The sequence below is a fragment of the Burkholderia sp. LMU1-1-1.1 genome (assembly GCF_040675865.1).
Lineage (GTDB): Bacteria > Pseudomonadota > Gammaproteobacteria > Burkholderiales > Burkholderiaceae_D > Rugamonas.
In genome coordinates, this window is record NZ_JBEGHG010000015.1 from 77,207 (window position 1) to 98,653 (window position 21,447).

Annotated in this window: 14 protein-coding genes; 7 read left to right on the forward strand and 7 right to left on the reverse strand. The window is 65.0% G+C overall.

The genetic code is table 11. The annotated features are described in order from the left end of the window. The first annotated feature begins 52 nt into the window (after positions 1–52). Positions 53–1,882: a M2 family metallopeptidase gene (locus MRBLMU1_RS15645; protein ID WP_363502930.1), complete on the forward strand. Its 1,830-nt coding sequence runs from the start codon at positions 53–55 to the stop codon at positions 1,880–1,882. 47 nt (positions 1,883–1,929) lie between these two features. Here the strand turns inward: MRBLMU1_RS15645 and MRBLMU1_RS15650 are convergent, their stop codons facing one another. Beyond that, the gene (locus MRBLMU1_RS15650; RefSeq protein ID WP_363502931.1) at positions 1,930–2,493 is read right to left on the reverse strand and encodes a TetR/AcrR family transcriptional regulator; all 564 of its coding nucleotides are present in this window, start codon (positions 2,491–2,493) and stop codon (positions 1,930–1,932) included. Between the two features lie 150 nt (positions 2,494–2,643). Here MRBLMU1_RS15650 and MRBLMU1_RS15655 point away from each other — a divergent pair, with 150 nt between their 5' ends. Next, a complete protein-coding gene (locus MRBLMU1_RS15655; protein ID WP_363502932.1) occupies positions 2,644–3,297 on the forward strand; it encodes a glutathione S-transferase family protein in 654 nt (217 codons plus the stop codon). A 91-nt stretch (positions 3,298–3,388) separates the two neighbouring features. Here the strand turns inward: MRBLMU1_RS15655 and MRBLMU1_RS15660 are convergent, their stop codons facing one another. Beyond that, positions 3,389–6,058, reverse strand: coding sequence for a TonB-dependent receptor (locus MRBLMU1_RS15660; RefSeq protein WP_363502933.1), 2,670 nt, complete (start codon positions 6,056–6,058; stop codon positions 3,389–3,391). A 622-nt stretch (positions 6,059–6,680) separates the two neighbouring features. On the opposite strand from MRBLMU1_RS15660, the gene MRBLMU1_RS15665 reads away from it, so the two are divergent. Next, complete coding sequence (locus MRBLMU1_RS15665) at positions 6,681–8,537, forward strand: glycoside hydrolase family 13 protein (protein WP_363502934.1); 1,857 nt, start codon at positions 6,681–6,683, stop codon at positions 8,535–8,537. Further along, positions 8,534–11,869, forward strand: coding sequence for an alpha/beta hydrolase-fold protein (locus tag MRBLMU1_RS15670; RefSeq protein ID WP_363502935.1), 3,336 nt, complete (start codon positions 8,534–8,536; stop codon positions 11,867–11,869). The genes MRBLMU1_RS15665 and MRBLMU1_RS15670 overlap by 4 nt, the downstream gene beginning before the upstream one ends. On the opposite strand, the gene MRBLMU1_RS15675 is transcribed toward MRBLMU1_RS15670, so the two are convergent. The 5 genes from MRBLMU1_RS15675 to MRBLMU1_RS15695 all read right to left on the reverse strand — a co-directional run bounded on the left by MRBLMU1_RS15675 (position 11,779) and on the right by MRBLMU1_RS15695 (position 16,561). Further along, positions 11,779–12,246, reverse strand: coding sequence for a diguanylate cyclase domain-containing protein (locus tag MRBLMU1_RS15675; RefSeq protein ID WP_363502937.1), 468 nt, complete (start codon positions 12,244–12,246; stop codon positions 11,779–11,781). The genes MRBLMU1_RS15670 and MRBLMU1_RS15675 overlap by 91 nt on opposite strands. A gap of 173 nt (positions 12,247–12,419) precedes the next feature. Then, the gene (locus MRBLMU1_RS15680) at positions 12,420–14,045 is read right to left on the reverse strand and encodes a methyl-accepting chemotaxis protein (protein ID WP_363502939.1); all 1,626 of its coding nucleotides are present in this window, start codon (positions 14,043–14,045) and stop codon (positions 12,420–12,422) included. A 103-nt stretch (positions 14,046–14,148) separates the two neighbouring features. Then, positions 14,149–14,673, reverse strand: a complete 525-nt coding sequence (locus MRBLMU1_RS15685; protein ID WP_363502941.1) for a GNAT family N-acetyltransferase — start codon at positions 14,671–14,673, stop codon at positions 14,149–14,151. Positions 14,674–14,677: 4 nt separating this feature from the next. Next, positions 14,678–15,199 carry a GNAT family N-acetyltransferase gene (locus tag MRBLMU1_RS15690; RefSeq protein ID WP_363502943.1) on the reverse strand — a complete coding sequence of 174 codons (522 nt, stop codon included), beginning with the start codon at positions 15,197–15,199 and terminating at the stop codon, positions 14,678–14,680. Between the two features lie 87 nt (positions 15,200–15,286). Further along, the gene (locus MRBLMU1_RS15695) at positions 15,287–16,561 is read right to left on the reverse strand and encodes an amidohydrolase family protein (protein WP_363502945.1); all 1,275 of its coding nucleotides are present in this window, start codon (positions 16,559–16,561) and stop codon (positions 15,287–15,289) included. A gap of 271 nt (positions 16,562–16,832) precedes the next feature. On the opposite strand from MRBLMU1_RS15695, the gene phaP reads away from it, so the two are divergent. From phaP to MRBLMU1_RS15710, 3 genes are all read left to right on the forward strand, one after another. After that, positions 16,833–17,639 (forward strand): phasin family protein, encoded by an 807-nt coding sequence (gene phaP, locus MRBLMU1_RS15700; RefSeq protein WP_363502947.1) that lies wholly within the window; start codon positions 16,833–16,835, stop codon positions 17,637–17,639. Positions 17,640–17,767: 128 nt separating this feature from the next. Then, positions 17,768–19,522 carry an ABC transporter transmembrane domain-containing protein gene (locus tag MRBLMU1_RS15705; RefSeq protein WP_363502949.1) on the forward strand — a complete coding sequence of 585 codons (1,755 nt, stop codon included), beginning with the start codon at positions 17,768–17,770 and terminating at the stop codon, positions 19,520–19,522. Then, entirely contained in the window at positions 19,512–21,308 is a 1,797-nt protein-coding gene (locus tag MRBLMU1_RS15710) for an ABC transporter ATP-binding protein (protein ID WP_363502951.1), read from the forward strand. The genes MRBLMU1_RS15705 and MRBLMU1_RS15710 overlap by 11 nt, the downstream gene beginning before the upstream one ends. The last annotated feature ends 139 nt before the right edge of the window (positions 21,309–21,447 follow it).

A 21,447-nucleotide genomic window follows, 5' to 3' on the forward strand; every position in this document is an offset into this window, starting at 1 on the left:
TTATTGGCCATTGAACCAAGGGGTTCAATGGCCGATACGACTACCCAGGGAGATGCACTTGACACCAAAAATTATCAGCACGCTGCTGGCGGCTACCGCCATGACAGCCGTCAGCGTTACCGCGCTGGCCGCCCCCGCAAAAAAACCGACCGTCGCCGAAGCGGAACGCTTTTTGGCCGACACGGAAGAACGCCTCAATAAACTGAACAACGAACAGGCGCGCGGCGCCTGGGTTGGCTCCAACTTCATCACCGACGACACGGAAGCGATCACCTCCTACTTCGCCGAACGCTATCTGACTGCGTCCGGCGAAGCGGCGATCGGCGCGCGCCGTTTCAACGGCCTGAAACTGCCGACGGAATCGGCGCGCAAGCTGATGCTGCTGCAGCAAACGCTGGTCTTCGCCGATCCGAAGGAGCGCGAACAATACGCCCAGCTGCAGGCGGCGCTGAATGGCGCCTACGGCAAGGCCAAATACTGCGTCAAGAAGGACGACGGCACCGGCGACTCCTGCATGGCGCTGGGCGAGATGGAAAAGGTGCTGGCGAACAGCCGCGACGAGCCCAAACTCAAGGAGATGTGGCTGGGCTGGCACGCGCAATCGCCGTCGTACAAGGACAAGTACACCGAATATATCGCGCTGTCGAACAAGGGCGCGAAGCAGATGGGCTTTGCCGACACCGGCGCCATGTGGCGCGCGCAGTACGACATGCCGCCGGAAGCCTTCGCCGCCGAGATGGAGCGCCTGTGGCAGCAGGTCAAGCCGCTGTACGAATCGCTGCACACCTACACCCGCTACAAGCTGCGCGAAACCTACGGCCCCGACGTGGTGCCGCTGACCGGCCCCATTCCGTCCCACCTGTTCGGCAATATGTGGAGCCAGAGCTGGGACAACCTGTACCCGATCCTCAAGCCGAAGACGGGCGCCAGCGGCTACGACCTGACCAAGGTGCTGGAAGCGCGCAAGACCGACGCCAAGCAAATGACGCAGTATGCCGAGCGTTTCTACACCTCGCTGGGCATGCAGAAGCTGCCGGCCACGTTCTGGGAACGCTCGCTGCTGACCAAGCCGCGCGACCGCGACGTCGTCTGCCACGCCTCCGCCTGGCCGCTGAATGAAAAGGACGATGTGCGCATCAAGATGTGCATCACGCCGACGGCCGAGGATTTCACCGTCATCCACCACGAGCTGGGTCACGTCTACTACTTCCTGGCTTATAACAAGCAGCCCTTCCTGTTCCGCAATGGCGCCAACGACGGCTTCCACGAAGCCATCGGCGACACCGTCGCGCTGTCGATCACGCCGGATTACCTGAAGAAGGTCGGCCTGATGGAGCAGGCGCCGCCAGCGGACGCCGACATCGGCGACCTGCTGAACCGCGCGCTGGCCAAGGTGGCGTTCCTGCCGTTCGCGTACTCGGTGGACAAGTGGCGCTGGGACGTTTATGCCGGCAAGACCAAGCCTGAGGATTTCGACAAGACCTGGTGGCAGCTGCGCGAGCAGTACATGGGCGTGAAGCGTCCGGCGGCGATGGTGGCCGGTGGTTTCGACGCCGGCGCCAAGTACCACGTCGCGGCCGACGTGCCGTACGCGCGCTACTTCCTGGCGCACATGCTGCAGTTCCAGTTCCACCGCGCGCTGTGCCGCGAGGCCGGTTATACGGGTCCTTTGAACCGCTGCTCGGTGTACGACAACGCCAAGGCCGGCGCCAAGCTGCAGCAAATGCTGGCGATGGGCGCCAGCAAGCCATGGCCGGAAGCGCTGAAGGCGATATCGGGCGAGGACAAGATCGACGGCGGCGCGCTGCTGGAGTATTTCGCGCCGTTGAAAACGTGGCTCGACCAGCAAAACGCCGCCTTCGCCGCCGCCCAAAAGCAGTAAGCGAAAAAGCCACGGAAACACGTAGCCGCCCTCGCCCCCCACCGCGCTCAGGGCAGCAACCCCGCTGCCCGGTACGCCTCCAAGGTCCGATCGAACACCGTCACATCATCACACCCGCGCGCCACCAGCTGCGCGCCCTCCACCGCCGAGAACACCGCGAACGCCCACGACTTGACGGCCGCCGGCGCCATCTTAGGCTTGCCGCTTGCCAGCACGCGCGCCAGCCACTCGACAATCAGGGTCGTGAACCGCTCCACCTCCACCCTCACCTCCGGCGCCAGGCCGGGCCGCTCGGCGGCCAGTATCCCCGCCATGCACATGCGGTTCTCGCGCAGCAGCGTATCGCGAAACACCTCCACATACCGGGCGATACAAATCTGCCAATCGAGCTTCTCGTCGACCAAACCGTTCAAATACGCCAAAAACTCCTCGGTGTACTGACGCGCCAGCGCCGCCCCCAAATCCCCCTTGGTGGGGAAATAGTAGTGGATGCTGGAGCTCTTGACCCCCACCGCCTCCGCCAGGTCGCGAAAACTCAAGGCGCTGTAGCCGTTCGCCTGCACCATCAGCCGCGCGGCCATCATCACTTCCTGCTTCTTGTCGCTCGCCATATCCACCCTCAATAAAAATCGCTTGACGCGGCAAAACATCCGGCCCTATTATCTACCTATCGATAGATAGACAAATCCGGATACGCCTATCGTTCGAACCGATTGTAATCTATCTACCGAAAGGTAGATCAACTCACACCAAAGGCAACAATGAAAATTCACGACACCCCGGGCTTCCCCAACCCCGCCCGCATCCGCATCGTCCTGGCAGAAAAAGGGCTGGACGCCCGGATCGAATTCGTCCCGGTCGACCTGTTCGCGGCCGAGCACAAACGGGAACCTTTCCTCTCCAAGAATCCATCCGGAGTGGTGCCGGTGCTGGAACTCGACGACGGCACCTTCATTTCCGAATGCGTCGCCATCACCGAATACCTCGACAACCTCGATGGCAATCCCATCCTGACCGGCACCACGCCACGCGAAAAGGCCGTCATCCACATGATGCAAAAGCGCGCGGACGACCAGTTGATCGACACAATCGGCAACTGGTTCCACCACGCGACACCAGGCCTGGGACCGGTCCTGGAAGCGTACAAGAGTCCGGAGTGGGCGCATCGCAAGGAATGGGGCGAGCGCCAGTTCGCCAAGTTCCAGCGCGGGCTGGGCTATTTCAACGGCGTGCTGGGCACGCAGCCGTACATCGCCGGCGACCACTTCTCGATGGCCGACATCACCGCCTACGGCGCGCTGCTGCACGCGGCGGCGGCAGGCGTCGGCATCCCGGACGAATTGACGGCGCTGGCCTCGTGGCACGCACGCGTATCGGAGCGCCCGAGCGTCAAGCAGCGCAGCGGCCAGCACTGACCGCCGGACGCCGATAAGTATCGAGCCTCGCCATAAAAAAACCCCCGCCGGCTTGCGCTGGCGGGGGCTGAAGAGCGGAGATACAACCGGTTTAGAACTTGTAGTTCATGCCCGCGATCACGGTGCGGCCATATTTTGCGTATTCGAGCTGCTGGGCGCGATCGCCGTTGTAGGTTTCATACGCGGCGTTGCGCAGGTTGTTGACCTGCAGGACCAGGCCGACACCCTTCATGGCGCCGCTGTTGAAGGTGTAGCCGATCTGGAAGTCGACGACGTTCTCGCCGACCACGTAGCGCAGCGCGCGGTCGTTCGAGAAGTTGCCGATCTCGCCGACGAAGTCGGAACGACGACGCTGGCTGATGCGCGTTTCGAAACCATTCTTCTCGTAGTAGGCGGTCAGGTTGGTGGTGCGCTTCGACAAGCCCGGCAGCGGGATGTTCGAACCAATGCTGCCGCTTGGATCTTCGATGGCGATCTTGCTGTCGGTGTAGGTGGCGCTGGCGCTCACACCGAAGCCATCGAGCACCGGCGTCAGCATGTTCAGCGGCATCGAACCGGACAGCTCCACGCCCTTCAGGATGCCGCCGTTGCCGTTATAGGCGGCGGTGTAGTTGCCGATGCGCGAAGCCAGCGGACGACCGTCCGGCATCAGGTAGCCTGCCGGGAAGTAGTTGGAGAAATCGTAGCTCTTGGTCTGCGTGAAGATATAGGTGTCCAGCTTCTTGAAGAACGCGGCGGCGGCGACATACGCTTTCTTGGCGAAATACTTCTCGTACGAGATGTCGAACGCCTTGGCGCGCCATGGGTCCAGCTGGGCATTGCCGCCGCTGGCGTTCGGCTCGCGCTTGGTGGTGTCGACGTTGATTTCCAGCGCCGAACGCATCTGGTCCACGCGTGGGCGCGCCAGTTGCTTGGCCAGGCCGAAACGCACGGTCTGGTCGTGCTCGAAACCGAAGGCCAAGTTCAGGCTCGGCAGGAAGTCGGTGTAGCTCTTGCCGTCGTGCACAGGCTTGATCTGGCTGCCGACCGGGGCGCTGTTGTCGACATAGCGCGAATCGGACGACTGGCTGGTGTTCTGCATCTGCACGCCGATATTGCCGCGCAGGCTGACCGTCGGGCTCAGTTCCGTCTCGATGTTGGCCTTGGCGAAGCTGGTGACGACTTTCTCGTTGACCGTCCACGCTTTCGGGATCAGGTAGGTCAGGTCTTCGCTCGGCTGGAACGACATGAACTGGCTGACCATGCCCGGCACGTTCCAGGTCGGGATCGAACCGGCGCCGGCGAAGCCGAGGTCGGCATTGCCATACTGCAGGCTGCCAGGCACGGACACCGGCGCGCCCACCAGGTTGATGCTGCCTTCAGGCTGGCGCTTGCTCTTGCTGCGATCGGCGTAGTTGACGCCGAAGTCGAAGCTGGAGAACACTTTTTCCAGGTCGCCGCCGGCGCGCACGTTGGCGGTCAGCTTGGCGCCCTTCAGTTCGTCTTCCACGCTCGGCACCTTGCCGTAGCCGGAACCGTAGATGGTGTTGCCGACGAACAGGTTGGCCGGGTTGCTGTAATCGAGGCCGGTGGTCAGGCGCGAGTAGCCGCCGTTGCCGTAGCCCAGGTTGACCTTGTCCAGCAGGGCCGAGGCGCCGCCATTGCTGTATTGCAGGTTGTTTTCCAGGCTCAGCTCGTTGCGCTTGGCTTTCGAGTAGTTCAGGTCGGCGAAGATGGTGAAGTCGCTATTGCGGAATTCATTGCTCCAGCCGAGCGCGCGGATGTCATCCTTGCGCTTGTTGTACATGCCGCGCACCAGCGGACGCACGTTGTTGAGCGTGCCGCCGGCGATGGTGCCGTTGTTGACCTGGACCGGGTTGTAGTTCGATTCGCTCTGCTCCAGCGAGATCTCCAGCTGGTTGGCGGTCTCCTCGGCCTTGAAGCGCGACGCGTACACGTCGAGGATGCTGGTCCATTGCTTGTTCGGACGGTATTGCAGCACGCCCATGACGCCGTCGCGCTGGTTCTCGCCGCTGCGGGCCACGGCCTTGATGCCGTTCGATGCGAAGGTGCCGGCCGGGAGGCCGTTGCGCGCGTCGCGTTTCCATGGCTCGTACAGGCCGGTCTCATTGGACAGGATAGGGGTTTCCAGGCGCGCGTAGCCGAGCGCGATACCGATGGTGCGGTTGGCGAACTGGTCGATGTAGCTGGCGCTGAAGCGGCTGCCGGTGTCCTTGGCGTTGCCGATCTTGCCCAGCGAATTTTTCTCGCCACGGGCGTTCAACGCCACGGTGCGGCCGGAGAAGTTCAGCGGACGCACGGTTTGCATGTCGATGGTGCCCGACAGGCCCTGGCCGACCAGGCCGGCGTCAGGGGTTTTGTACACGGTCACGCCGCTCATCAACTCGGACGGGTATTGATCGAATTCGACGCTGCGGTTGTCGCCGGTGCTGACCTGCTCGCGGCCGTTCAGCAAGGTGGTCGAGAAGTCGGGCGACAGGCCGCGAACGCTGATGACCTGCGCACGGCCGGCGACACGCTGGGCGGCCAGGCCTGGCAAGCGCGAAATCGATTCGGCGATGCTGACGTCCGGCAGTTTGCCGATGTCTTCGGCCGAGATGGCCTCGACGATGGAGCTCGAATCCTTCTTGACCGAGATGGCGCCCTCGATACCGCGACGGATACCGGACACGACGACGGACGCGATCGGCGCCTCGGTCGCCGCCGGCGCCTCGGCGCTGGTCTGCGCGTAGGCCGGACTGGCGATCGCGGCTACAAACAAAGCGCAACCCGCTGCGACCGGCTTTAATGGAAATGCAGCGGTCTTGCTGCGCTTATTTGCGAAAATACTCATTCAATGTCCCCTCAACACGACATAAATTAATTTCCCGCAACATCAGGCGCACCGCATCGGGGCGTCACAACTACACGGGAATCCAAGGAAAGCTGACGTTCTCAAGACGTTCTGGCAAGAATTTTGTACTAAAACTAGATTCACTGTCAATTGAACTTCTGTTTACCTACGCATTGCGGGGCTCGGACGCAAGCGGCTTCCCTATGACGGCGCGTTTGCCGTTGTATTTCCACTACATGACCAGACCGAATCATATGTAGTAGAACTACATATTTTCCGAAAAAACGACGTATTTTTGAAAGCAAATGTCAGTTTACTGCTGAGTTGCAACCTGCCCGACGGGTTGGGGGACTGTAAAAATGCGCGTGATCCATCTGCGCCGCTGAAAAACCACAAGATTTTTGTATTTCGAGTAAATTTCGCTGTCGCCGATGGTTTGATGACAGCGGGCATTCGGAGTATTCTCCGGCCCAACTAGGAATAATCCACAATCAAAAAGACGAAAACGACCGTGTAGTACGACTACTTAAAGGTCGTCAAAGGAGACCGTATGAAGAAAACCATGATGGCGTGCGTGCTGCTCGGCACCTTGCTGCCGACGTTCGCCTACGCGACCGACTACCGCATCGAACACATGGAGCCGCCACTGTGGTGGACCGGCATGCATAACGGCAAGTTGCAACTGATGGTGCATGGTCCGAAGATCGCCGACCTCGAGCCGACGCTGAGCTACCCCGGCGTACGGATCGCCTCGGTGTCGCGCGTGGCCAATAGAAACTATCTGTTCATTGACGTGGACATCGCGCCGGACGCCGCGCCCGGCAAGCTTGACCTGATCTTCCGGCGCGGCGGCCAGATCATCCGCTATCCCTATGAACTGCTCGCCCGCGACAAGAACTCGGCGCGGCGCATCGGTTTCAACAGCGGCGACGCGATTTACCAGGTAATGCCGGACCGCTTCGCCAACGGCGATCCGGCCAACGACAGCATCGCCTCCATGCCCGACAAACTCAACCGTGCCGAGCGCTCCGGACGGCACGGTGGCGACATCAAGGGCATCGCCGATCATCTGGACTACGTGGCGGACATGGGCTACACCGTCATCTGGCCGACGCCGCTGCTGGAATCGGACATGCCGGCCTACTCTTACCACGGCTACGCCACCACCAACCACTATCGCATCGATCCACGTTACGGCAGCAACGCCGAATACCGCGACCTGGTGGCGCGGGCGCGCGCCAAGGGACTGGGCGTGATCCAGGACGTTGTGCTCAACCACATCGGCGGCAAGCACTGGTGGCTGCAAGACATGCCCACGCCGGACTGGCTGACCTACCAAGGCAAGTTCGTGCCGACCGCGCACCACCGCACGGCGGTCCAGGACCCGTACGCGTCCGCGGAGGACAAACGCAACTTCACCGCCGGCTGGTTCGCACAGGGCATGCCGGACCTGAACCAGGCCAATCCCTTTGTCGCGACCTATCTTATCCAGAACAACATCTGGTGGATCGAGTACGCCGGCCTGGCCGGCCTGCGCGTGGACACCTACGGCTACTCCGACACGGCCTTCCTGAGCCGCTGGTCCGGCAGCCTGATGGCCGAGTATCCGCGACTGAACCTGGTCGGCGAGGAATGGAGCACCCTGGCGCCGGTGGTCGCGCACTGGCAGCAAGGCAAACAGAATTTCGACGGCTATGTCTCGCACATGCCGAGCATGATGGACTTCCCGCTGACCGATGCGCTGCGACGCTCGCTGGCCGCCCCCGATGACGATGAGCGCGGCCTGACCAACCTGTACGAGGCGCTGTCGCTCGACCACGTGTATCCGAATCCGGGCAATCTGGTGCTCTTCGAAGGCAACCACGATATGTCGCGCATCTACAGCGAACTGCATGCCGACGAGGGCCTGTTCCGCATGGCGATGGCCTTCGTGGCGACGGCGCCGCGCATCCCGCAGTTCTACACCGGGACCGAGATCCTGATGACCAGCACCACCAAGGGACGCGACGATCCGTCGTACCGCCAGGACTTCCCCGGCGGCTGGAGCGGCGACACCGTCAACGCCTTCACCGGCGCCGGCTTGAGCGTGCAACAGGCGGCCGCGCAAGCCTATGTGAAGAAACTGCTCAACTGGCGCAAGGGCGCGGCCGTCATCCATCACGGCAGGACCATGCACTTCGGGCCGGAGCAAAACACCTATGTCTACTTCCGCTACGATGCGTCGAAAAAGGTGATGGTCGCCCTCAACAAGAACCAGACCGAAACGGTGCTGAAGACGGCGCGCTTCCACGAGATGCTGGGCGCCGCGCGCGCCGGTGTCGATGTCCTGACCGGCCGGCGCGTGGCGCTGGACGGCGAAATAAAACTGCCGGCGCGTTCCGCGCTGATACTGGAGATTGAACAATGAGTTTTCGCCTGACCGCGCTGTGCGCCGCCATGTCCCTCGCTTCGCTGGCATCGGCCGCGACGACAGCCACCGCCAGCTATCCGACCTGGGACGGCAAACAGGAGACCGTCCGCTATGCGACGCCGGATGCCGGTGCAACGCTGCGCAGCTACACGCAGGCGACCACGATGCGCGTGCGCGAAGGCGGCAAGCAGCAAGTGGGCTACCAGGAATCGGCGGCTTTGCCGACGGTGCGCAGCGGCAGCCTGGCCTTCGACGCGCTGTTCGCGCTGGCCGGCGTGGAGATGAAGCAGGACTCCGTCAGCGAGATCCGCGACGGCAGCTACAACGGCGGCAACGCCATCCCCTGCGAGTGCTTCGAGACCGGCGAGTTGTGGCACTACGTGTGGACCCGCGACCTGTCCTACGCCGCCTCGCTGGGCCTGGGCATGCTGGACCCGCAACGCGTGCGCAACTCGCTGCTGTTCAAGCTGTCCGGCTACCGCAATGGCGTCAAGCCGGGCGCGCACGTCGCCGGCGATGCGGACGGCCTGCAGATCATCCAGGACACCGGCAGCGGCGGCAGCTGGCCGGTCAGCACCGACCGTATCAGCTGGGCCTTCGGCGCCGACGAGGCGCTCAAGGCGCTGGCGCCTGAGGAGCGCCGCGCGTTCGCCGCCACCGCGCTGAAGGCGCTGGCCAATACGCTGGAAAACGACAGGATCGCCGTCTACGACCGCGCCGATGGGCTGTACAACGGAGAGGAATCCTTCCTCGACTGGCGCGAGCAAAGCTATGCGGCCTGGATACCGGGCGACCTGGCCGGCATGGCGACGTCGAAGGCGCTGTCGACCAACGCCGGCCATTACAAGGCGCTGACATTGGCCTCGCAACTGGCGGTGGAACAGGGCGACAAGGCGCTGGCCGACAAATACTCCGCCTGGGCGGCGGATCTGAAGCGCGCCATCAACCAGCGCTTCTGGCAGGCCGACACCGGCATGTACAGCAGCCTGACCGCCGGCCACTTCGATGGCGCGCCGCTGTACAAGTACGACTGGCTGGGACAGTCGCTGGCCATCGTCACCGGCATCGCCGACGAACGGCAGGCGCAAAGCATCCTGGCGCGCTATCCACATGGTCCGCTCGGCGCGCCGGTGATTTATCCGCAGCAGACCGGCACGGCCGTCTATCACAACCGCGCCATGTGGCCTTTCGTGACCGCGTATGGCCTGAAAGCGGCGACGATGCACGGCAACGTGGCGGTGGCCGACGCGGCCTACGACACGCTGATGCGCGGCGCGGCCCTGAACCTGTCCAACATGGAGAACCTGGAATGGATCTCCGGCCAACCGATGCTGGAGGATAAGCGCGAGGTGGACGGCAAGCAGGACCTGAGCGGACCGGTGGTCAACTCGCGCCGGCAGTTGTGGTCCGTGGGCGCCTATCTGGGCATGGTGGTGGGCGAGGTATTCGGCGTGCGAACGACGGACAGCGGCATCGCGCTGCGGCCTTTCGTCACGGCCAAGCTGCGCCGCGAAGCCTTCGCCGGCACCGACGTGGCGACGCTGAACAACCTGACGGTGCGCGGAAAACGCATGCGCGTACGTCTGCTGCTGCCCGCCGCCGCGCCATCAGGCAAAGAAGGGTCTCAGGGCTACTACGCGGTCGACCGCGTGACGGTGAACGGCAAGGCCGCCACCCAATCGCTGGATTGGTCTGCGCTGGCCGACGACAACCAGATCGACATCCAGCTGGGCGGGCTGCTGCCAGGACGGCAGGAGAAGCGCGACGTCGGCGCCAGACCGCTGGCCGAAGATCCGTCGGTGTACGCGCCATCCGAGCCGCGCATCGTCAAGCTGGAACGCGGCGCCTACGGCTTGCCCACGCTGCACATCGCGCATCCGGGTGCCAGCAAGGGCGTGGTCTACAACATCTACCGCAACGGCGAACTGGCGACGCAACGCATCACGGCGAACAAGTGGGCCGACCGCCGCGCGCCGCGACTCGGCAAGGGCGCCGGCGGCAACCTGTGCTACGCGGTGGAGGCGATGTACACCGGTTCGGGCAACCGCAGCCACCACAGCGCGCCGGTCTGTCTCGAAACAGGCATCGAAATCGATGCCGGCGACGCACGCATTCAGTCCAGCATCGCCGCCACCGGCGGGCGCATCGCCGGCTGGGGCGCGCCGGCCGACAAATTCGCGGTGCGCGACATCAAGGTGGCGCGCGACGGCAGCTACGCGCTGCAGATCAGGTACCGCAACACCGCACACCAGATCAACCTGGGCATCAGCGGCGGCGTAAAATGGCTTTCGTTGAAGGACGATAGCGGCAAGATCGTGGCCGGCGGCGTGGTACAGCTGCCGCACTCGCCGGAGCAGGCCGGCCCCTCGTATTCGACGCCGATCCGCGCCGCGCTCAAAGCCGGTAACTACCGCCTGGAACTGGAAGACCACTACAACATGACCTACCTGAAAAGTAACACCACCTACAGCGATGCCGGTGGCGTGAAGGGACCGTCGAACAAGTTCGACATCCACGGCGTGCGCGTGATGCCGGTCGCGCCAGCTGCCGACGCCGACGCATCCAACGCCCCGGCGCCGGCCGGCACCATCCGCATCGTCGAAAATTTCGCGTCGCCGCAGCTTGGCAACAGTCGCAATCTGCGCATCTACCTGCCGCCTGGTTACGAAAACAACCCGCAGCGCCGCTATCCGGTGCTCTACATGCACGACGGCCAAAACCTGTTCGACGCCAAAACCGCCGCCTTCGGCGTCGCGTGGGACATCAGTACCACGATGGACCGCCTGATCGCCGGCGGCGCCATCGAGCCGGCCATCGTGGTCGGCATCGACAACACCAAGGACCGCATGGACGAGTACACGCCATGCTGCGACCCAAAGCACGGCGGCGGAAAAATCGACGCCTACATGGCCTTCATCGTCGATACGGTCAAACCCTGGGCCGACGCCAACCTGCGCACCCTGCCCGGCCGCGAGCACACGGCCATCATGGGTTCTTCGCTGGGCGGCCTGGCCTCGGTGTACATCGCCCAACGGCATCCGGAGATCTTCTCCAAGGCCGGCGGCGTATCGGGCTCGTTCTGGTGGAATGATGGCGCGTTCATGAAAAACGTGCCGGCGCGGCAGCCGGTCAAGTTCTACATCGACGCCGGTTCCAGGAAGGACGGCATCGAGCACACGCTGAAAATGCGCGACGCCATGCTGGCGCAAGGCTACAAGCTCGATGAGGATTTGTATTTCTACGAGTCGCCCGACGGCGTCCACAACGAAAAATCGTGGGCGGCGCGCGTACACCTGCCGTTGACCTGGTTCTTCGCCGCTAAGAAGTAATCAGTTCGATGAGCCGGTCGCGGTTGGCCAGCAAAGTCTCCACCTCGCCGGGCGGCACGGCGGGGCTGAGACAGAAGCCGAACGCCTCGTCGCAGCCCATAGACCGCCACGCCGACGCTGGCGGCCACCCGCAGCGGCTCGCCGTGGACGGTGAACGGCGTGCCGATGGCGGCGATGATCTTCTCGGCCACCCGGCGCGCGTCGTCGGCGCCGCGCAACTCCGTCAACAACAGGATGAACTCGCCGCCGCCCTGCCGCGCCAGGTGTCGACCTCGCGCACGCACTGGCGCAGCCGCTGCGAGAACTGCACCAGCACCCGAGCGCGCTCCGCAAGTGCTCGCAGCGGCGCCGCAGCACGCGCGCGCGCGTTTCGCCATACCAAAGCGCCAACAGACACGGTGTGATGCCTATCAATGCCGGCCACAGGAACTCCATCGGATCCCTCTTCTTCTGGTACAGCGATGAAGAAGGAATCACAGTGGATACTGCCCGTCAGCAATGGGTGTTCGACGGCGCGCTTGACGGGCGTCAAACCCGCTTCAGATGGCGCTCAAGCCGGCAATAACGGACGCCGTTTCGGAGGCGCCAACCGCGCGGTCTGGCCGTGCTCCTCCAGCTTGAAGATGCTGACCGCCTCCGACAGGCTGGCCGCCTGCTGCGTCAGCGCGTCGGCCGCAGCGGCGGCCTCTTCCACCAGCGCGGCGTTCTGCTGCGTCACGCTGTCCATCTGGCTGATGGCGATGCTGACCTGCTCGATGCCTTCGCGCTGCTCGCCGCTGGCCACCGAAATCTCGCCGATGATGGCCGTCACCCGCTGCACGCTGCTGACCACCTCGCCCATGGTCTCGCCGGCCTGCCCGGCCAGCTGGCTGCCGGCCTCGACGCGGCTGACCGAGTCGCCGATCAACTCCTTGATTTCCTTGGCGGCCGACGCCGAGCGCTGCGCCAGGTTGCGCACCTCGGACGCGACCACCGCGAAACCGCGCCCCTGCTCGCCCGCGCGCGCCGCCTCGACCGCCGCGTTCAAGGCCAGGATATTGGTCTGGAAAGCGATGCCGTCGATCACGCCGATGATGTCGACGATCTTGCGCGAGGACTCGTTGATCGAGCCCATCGTCCGCACCATCTGCTCGACCGCGTCGCCGCCGCGCACCGCCACCCGCGAGGCGACGTCGGCCAGCTTGCTGGCCTCGTTGGCGTTGGCGTTGTTCTGCTGGACGGTGGTGGTCAGTTCCACCATCGCCGCCGCCGTCTCCTCGAGCGAGCTGGCCTGTTGCTCGGTGCGGCCCGACAGGTCGAGGTTGCCGGCGGCGATCTCCACCGTCGCGCCGTGGATGGTTTCGGTGCCGGCGCGCACCTTGCCGACGATGCCGCTCAGATTGGTCTGCATGGTCCTGAGCGCGCCCAGCAACTCGCCGATCTCATCCTTGCTGTCGACCCGCACCTCGCTGCGCAGGTCGCCGCCGGCGACCGTTTGCGCCACGCCCACGGCGGCGTGCAGCGGCACGGTGATGCTCTTGATCAGCCAGAACACCGTCACGCAGCCGACCACCAGCGTCACCGCCAGGGTGAGGCCCATGACCAGCATGGCCTCGGCGTGCGCCGCCCGGCTTTCCTCTTCCATCTGCCGCATCAGGCGGTGCGATTCCTTGCCGATGTAGGCGACGATATCGTCGATCTTCCTGGTCGGCTCGCGGTCCATGCCCTTGACCAGGTTGTCGACCACCTTGGCGCTCTCCGGATTGGCGGAGTCGTATTGCTTGAGCGCCTCGAGATAGCGAGCGCCGAGCTCGGTTTGCGTCTTGATGGCGTCGTCGACCAGCGGCGTGCCCAGCTTGAGCGCGTCGAGTTGCCCGTCCAATTTTTGCAGCGCGGCGCGGGTGGCCTCGCCGGCTTGGACGAAGGCCTTGGTGTAGCGCTCCAGCAGCGCCGGATCGTTGCCGCGTACCAGGATGTTCTTCCATTCCTGCACCTGGATCTTGAACTCGACCTGGGCGCCGCGCGCGGTGTCGATGGCCTGGCTCAGCGCAAGCGAGCGCTGCAAGGCGCGCGCGCTGTGGGTCGTGCTGTTATCGAGCGCGCGCCAGCCGCCGGTGGCGACGATCGCCAGCGCGACGAAGAAGAACGCGCCCAGCAGTCCCAGTCGAACGCCTATCTTCAGATCGCCGAGTTTCATAGTTTTTCCAGTGGCAAGAATTGACTTTCATCATGCGCTTGCCGCGCAAGGATGCCAAGTCCGGCACGCTAGAAATCGGGCGGATTCGCTCCATTGCAACAGATCAGATCGACCGGGCGGGAAACTCGATGCAGTAAATATTGGTAGGACGATCATTGGGCGGCAGCGGCCTGGTCTCGACAAACGTCAACCCCAGCTTGTGCAGCAGGCTGATCGAATTGGCGTTGCCCGGATCCGTCAAGCCCAGCACGCGCTTCATGCCCAGCCGGTCGCGCGCGTGGGCCAGCACGGCGACCGCCGCCTCGTGGGTGTAGCCCTGGCCGAAGAATTCGGGGCGGATGGCGTAGCCGATATCGGCTTCGGGCAGCGTGTCGCGCTGGATCAGGCCGCACAGCCCGAGCGCCCGGCCGTCGCTCTTGCGCTCCATCACATACAGCGAATGGCCGCAGCGCTGTTGCATCGCGCGCGGACCGTCGATGATGGCGGCGCGGGCGTCGTCGAGGCTGCGGATGCCCTTGTCGCCGATGAATTCCAGCCAGGTCGGGTCGTTGACCAGCTCGTAATAAAACGCGGCGTCGTCGACTTCGATGGTGCGCAGGCGCAGGCGTTCGGTGTCCAGTATGTTCATGAGCTCAGGCGTCGGGCCAGTGGGAGGGGTCGTCCAGCAACTGGTACATGACGTAGACGTCGACGTAGCCCAGATACTGGTGGTAGTAGGCGCGCGGCAAGGTGCCGATGATGGAGAAGCCGAGTTTTTTCCACAGCAGCACGGCGGCGACATTGGAGCTGACCACGTAGTTGAACTGCATCGCCAGGTAGCCCTGGGCGCGGGCGCGGTCCAGGCAGTCGCCGCCGAGCAGCTTGCCGACGCCGACGCCCTGCGCCGCCGGGCTGACCATGAACGAGGCGTTGGCGACGTGGGCGCCACGGTCACGCTGGTTGGCGATCAGGCGGTACATGCCGACCAGGCGCTCGCCGTTGAGCAGCGCGACATACGATTGCACGCCGGGGCCGAACCAGTAGGCGTGGCAGTCGTCGCGGCTGGTGTCGGCGGCGAAGTAATAGGTGTCGCCGCTGGCGATGAGTTGCTGGAAAATATCCCACATGGCGCCGAAGTCGGCTTCCGTGGCGGCGCGGATGGCGATTTCTTTCAAGTGGGCTCCAGGGGACGGCAATGGTGAATAATTGTTCCGTAAAAATCGTATTCAATTGTCATGGATTTCCGCCGGCAAGTCCAGCCGCTACCGGTTCAAGCGGAAATTGACGCTGTCGGCCCTCCCCGGCAAATTGAGGCGCGCGTGCGCGCGCGGCGACTCGGCGATCACCTCGCCGCGCCGCATCACCAGGCGCCGCGCCGCGCGCAGCCGGATCGCCTCGACCGGGTCGGCCGCGTCCAGCAACACCAGGTCGGCGTGATTGCCGACCGCGATGCCGTACCGCTCCAGCCCGAGGATGCGCGCCGGCGTCGTCGTCACCGCCTCGAAGCAGGCGCGCATCGCGTCCTGCCCCGTCATCTGCGCCACATGCAGGCCCATCTGCGCCACCTCCAGCATGTCGCCCGAGCCCAGGCTGTACCACGGGTCCATCACGCAATCGTGGCCGAAGGCGACGTCGATGCCGGCCGCCAGCATCTCCGGCACGCGTGTCATGCCGCGCCGCTTCGGATAGCTGTCGTGGCGGCCCTGCAGGGTGATGTTGATCAGCGGGTTGGCGATGGCCGCCACGCCGCCCTCGCGTATCAGCGGCAGCAGCTTGCTGACGTAATAATTGTCCATCGAGTGCATCGACGTCAGGTGCGAACCGGTCACCCGGCCGTGCAGGCCGAGCCGGTTGCTTTCGTAGGCCAGGGTTTCGATGTGGCGCGAATGCGGGTCGTCCGATTCGTCGCAGTGCATATCAACACGCAAGCCTTTTTCGGCGGCGAACTCGCACAGGATGCGCACCGATTCGGCGCCGTCGGCCATGGTGCGCTCGAAGTGCGGGATGCCGCCCACCACGTCGACGCCCAGGGCGATGGCGCGCTTCAGATTGGCCAGCGCCGTCGGACTGCGCAGCACGCCGTCCTGCGGGAACGCCACCAGCTGCAAATCCAGATACGGCGCCACCAGCCGCTTGACCTCCAGCAGCGCCTCGACCGCCAGCAGGCGATCGTCGCAGACGTCGACGTGCGAGCGGATCGCCAGCAGCCCGCGCGCCACGGCCCAGTCGCAATACTGCAACGCGCGCTCGATCAGCGCCTGCTGCGTCAGGTCCGGCTTCAACTCGCCCCACAGCGCTATGCCCTCAAGCAAAGTGCCGGAGGCGTTGACCCTCGGCAGGCCGTAGCTGAGCGTGGCGTCCATGTGGAAGTGGGCGTCGACGAAGGGTGCACTGACCAGATCGCCGGCGGCGTCGATCTCGCGCCCGGCCGCGACCGGCAGCGCGGGACCGATCGCGGCGATGCGCCCGTCTTCAATGGCGATATCGACGCCTTGCCGGCCGTCGGCCAGATTGGCATTGCGGATGACCACATCCATGGGGACGCTCCCGGCGTTGTTTTTCAGTAAGCCGATTGTAGTCACTTTCACCCGAATACACCACTTGTTGCGTCGCAGCAATCAAGACCTTTACGGCGCCGACATTTTGCGCTGGATCAAACTTCGGTGAGATAGTGTCCACTCCGCATTTTTCCTCGTGGCACTCTTTCCTCAATGGTACAAAAAATAACTTTCCAAGGCTGTTGTTCGTCGCTAGAATGTTCTTATATTGCATCGCAACAGACATTCCACCGTCGTCCCAGGAGAAACCATGTCTTCGCTTACCGAACAGTTTTCCGCCGTCACGAAATCGCAATTGGAAGCACAGTTTAAGATTTTCAACACCTTCGCCAGCACGGCCGTCGACAGCGCCGAAAAAGTCATCGCGCTCAATCTCAACACGACCAAGGCCTCCGTCGAGAAATCGTCGGCCACCGCCAGAAAGCTGCTGGAGGCCAAGGATGCCCAGGAACTATTCAGCCTGAACGCGGCGCAGCCGAGCGGCTTCGACAATCTGCTGGCCTACGGCCGCCAGCTGTACAACATCGCCACCGCCGCACAGACCGAGCTGCTGCAAAGCGCGCAGAGCGGCATTAAACAGGCGCAGGAGCAGGCGCAGGAACTGGCCAAGGCGGTGCCGCTGGCCGCCGTGGCCAAGGCGGCCCAGCCGGTCGCCCCGGTCGTCGAGGTCGCCCCCGCTCCGGGGCCGGCCGCGCCACCGCCGACCCTGGCCGCCGCCGTCTCGGCCGCAGTCGCCACGCCGGACAACGCGCCCGTGATCGCGGAGGCGTCGACCGCCTCGGCCAACGAACCGGTCGCCGCGCCGCCACAGAAGGCGGCCAAGGCCCCGGTCAAGCCGAAACCGGCCGCCGCCCCGATCGAGCCGCCCGCTGCGGTCGAAGTCAAGGCGGAGGTCAAGCCCGACCCGGTCAAGTCGTCCTTCCCCGCGCCGGCGCAAAAGCCGATCGCGCTGGCGCCGGAGGCCAAGCCGCCCAAGCTGAAGGAAGTGGCGCCGAAAGCCAAACCGGCGCCGGGCAAGCCGCTCGACATGATCAGCGGCGGCAAAGGCAAGAAATAACCGGCCAGTCCCGCAGTACCCACAAACATCAAACCAGCGGGCTCCGGCCCGCTTTTCTTTGCCTTGCTGTATCCTAACGGACTACGCGCCGGCAACGTTCCGCCGGCCCCACGCTATTCCGAGGCAACATGTCTACACTCTCAGCGCTGATTGGCGGCTTTGTACGCCAGCACAGCCGCGCCTATGCCGTTTCCGGCCTGATGCTGGCCGGCGTGGCGACGCTCACCGTCTGGGTGCCGCGCAAGGTCGGCTCCATGATCGACGGCCTGGCCGCCCACACCCTGTCCGGCAACGCCCTGCTGATGGAAATCGGCGGCCTGCTGCTGATCGGCCTGGCGATCTACTTCCTGCGCGTGGCCTGGCGCCAGATCCTGTACGGCGCCGCCTATAAACTGGGCGTGTCGCTGCGCACCCGCCTGTACGCGCGCATGTCGCTGCAGGGCGCCGGCTTCTACCAGCGCCAGCGCACCGGCGACCTGATGGCGCTGGCCACCAACGATATCGACGCCATCGAGATGGCCGCCGGCGAGGCCATGCTGGCCGGCTTCGACGGCGCCCTGACCCTGGTGCTGGTGCTGGGCGTGATGCTGCTCGGCGTCGACTGGCGCCTGGCCTGCGTCGCCCTGCTGCCGTTCCCGCTGATGGGATGGGCGTTCTGGTACATCTCCGGCCACATCCACACCGCCTCGACCGATTCGCTCAAGCGCTTCAGCGACTTGAACGACCATGTGCAGGAAACCTTGTCCGGCGTGCGCACCTTGCGCGCGCTCGGCCTCGAACAGCGCAGCGCCCGGCAGTTCGGCGAACTGGCGCGGCACGCGTCCGACGCCAGCCTGCGCGCGCAGGTGTGGGAAGCGGCCTACGAACCGGCCGTCGGCCTGACCTTGACCGCCGCCAGCGGCCTGACCATCGGCCTCGGGGGCTATCTGGTGTGGCACGACCAGCTGACCATCGGCTCGCTGACCGCCTTCACCATGTACCTGGGCCAGCTGATCTGGCCAATGTTCGCGGCCGGCTGGGTGCTGTCGCTGATCGAGCGCGGTCGCGCCGCCTGGGCGCGCCTGCAACCGATGCTCGACGCGCCGCTGGCCATCGACGACCACGGCAGCCTGACCAAGGTCGAACCCGGCCCGCTGGCGCTGGCCGGCGTCGGCTACGCCTACCCGGAACAATCGGCGCCGGCCCTCGGCGGCATCACGCTCGATCTCAAGCCGGGCCAGACGCTGGGCCTGGTCGGCCCCACCGGCAGCGGCAAATCGACCCTGCTGCGCGTGCTGATGCGCCAGCTCACGCCGCAATCGGGCAGCGTGCGCTGGAGCGGCCACCCGCTCGACCAGTACCGGCTGCACGCGCTGCGCGCGGCGATCAGCTGGGTGCCGCAGGAGTCGTTCCTGTTCTCGTCGTCGATCGCCGACAACATCGCGCTGGCCCGCCCCGGCGCCACCCGCGCGCAGGTCGAACACGCCGCCAACCTGGCCGCCATCCACGACGACATCCTCAACTTCCCGGACGGGTATGAGACCGAGGTCGGCGAAAAAGGCATCACCCTGTCCGGCGGCCAGCGCCAGCGCGTCGCCATCGCCCGCGCGCTGCTGGCCGATAACGACCTGCTGCTGCTCGACGACGCGCTGTCGGCGGTCGACACCGGCACCGAGACGCGCATCCTCGAGCACCTGGAGGAGCTGCGCCAGGCGCGCCCGGGGCGCAGCGCCGTCATCGCCAGCCACCGCCTGAGCGCCGTCGTCAACGCCGATCTGATCGTCGTGCTGCGCGATGGCCGCATCAGCGAAACCGGCAGCCACGAACAACTGCTGGAGCAGGACGGCTGGTATGCCAGCCAGTGGCGCTATCAACAATTGGAAGCCAGTCTCGATGCCCTCTAATACCGAAGAAAAAACCGGCGGCCAGACGCGCCAGGCGTTCGCGCTGCTGCACCGCGCCGCCCGCCCCGACCAGCACCACCTGGGCTGGGCCGTGATGTGGCTGATGCTGGCGGCGCTGCTGGAGGTGCTCGGCCCGATCATGGGCAAGGCGCTGATCGACGAACACCTGCTGCCGCGCCACCTGGACTGGCCGCGCATGGCGGCGCTGCTGGCCGGCCTGCTGCTGACCGGCTGGATCGCCAGCGGCCTGCGCTACCTGCAACTGGTGCGCCTGTCCGGCCTGGCGATGCGCTCGGTGATGCGGCTGCGGCAGATGGTCTACGGCCACGTGCTGCTGCTGCCGATGTCGTTCTTCGACCGCGCCATCACCGGCCAGCTGGTCTCGCGCGTGACCAACGACACCGAGGCGGTCAAGAACCTGTACATCCAGGTGCTGTTCGTCATGCTCGACAGCACGATCGTCCTGGTCGGCACCATCGCCGCGATGGCGTGGCTGGACTGGCGCCTGATGTCGATGGTGCTGGCGCTGCTGCCGGCGGTGCTGGTGATCGTCTGGCTGTACCAGCGCTGGAGCGCGCCGGCCGTCACCCGCGCCCGCGCGCTGCGCAGCGACATCAACGGCCAGATGGCCGAATCGATCGGCGGCATGAGCGTGCTGCAGGCGAACAACGCCGAGGCCCGCTTCGGCGCCCGCTTCGCCGCCACCAACCACGACCACTACACGGCGCGCCTGGCCGAGCTGCGCGCCAACGCCTGGCTGCTGCGTCCCGCGCTCGACCTGTTCAACATCATCCTGCTGGCGGCGGTGATCTTCATGTTCGGCAACCGCGAGATGACCGCCACCGAGGTCGGCGTGCTGTACGCCTTCATCAGCTACCTGGCGCGCGTGATCGAGCCGCTGATCCAGATCACCATGCAGTTCAGCCAACTGCAGCAGGCGGTGGTGGCCAGCGCCCGCGTGGCGACCCTGCTGGACGAGGCGGCCGCCAACGAGCATGCGGCGGCGCCCGGCAACGGCAACCACGGCGGCGCCGGCCGCCGCGACGACGGCAACACCCCCGCGGTGTCGATCAGCCACCTGAACTTCGCCTACAACGAAGGCCAGACGGTGCTGCACGACCTGTCGCTGCAGATCCCGCAAGGCTCGTTCTTCGGCATCGTCGGCCACACCGGCAGCGGCAAGTCGACCCTGCTGTCGCTACTGCTGCGCTTCTATCCGGCGCGCCACGGCAGCATCGCCATCCACGGCGTGCCGCTCGACGAGATCGACAACGAGCGCTTCCGCGCCGAGGTCGGGCTGGTGCCGCAGGACCCGTTCCTGCTGGCCGCCTCCGCGCGCGAGAACATCGACATGGGCCGCGGCCTGACGCAGGCGCAGATCGAAACGGCGGCGCGCGCGGCGCACGCGCACGATTTCATCACGGCGCTCGACCAGGGCTACGACACCCCGCTGGGCGAAGGCGGCTCGCGCCTGTCGGTCGGCCAGAAGCAGCTGATCGCGATCGCCCGCGCGCTGGCCGGGCGGCCGCGCATCCTGCTGCTCGACGAGGCGACCTCGCACATCGACTCGCAAACGGAGCAAATCGTGCAGGTGGCGATGGACGAATTGCGCGGCAAGGTGACGGTGATCGCCATCGCGCACCGGCTGTCGACGATCCGCGACGCCGACCGCATCATCGTGCTCAATCACGGCCGCATCGCCGAGACCGGGCCGCACGAGCAGTTGATGCAGATCGACGGCGGGCTGTATCAGCGGCTGTACCTGTTGCAGCAGCTGGCCGCGTAATTCCCATCGGCCGGCTTCATTTGTCAACATTGAAACGCATACCCGCACGGGTGTGCGCTTTTCAAGGAAAAATACGCGCACCACAGGCTTTCGTAGTTGCAACAAGAATATAATTACCCGTACGACTCCGCAGCGGCGG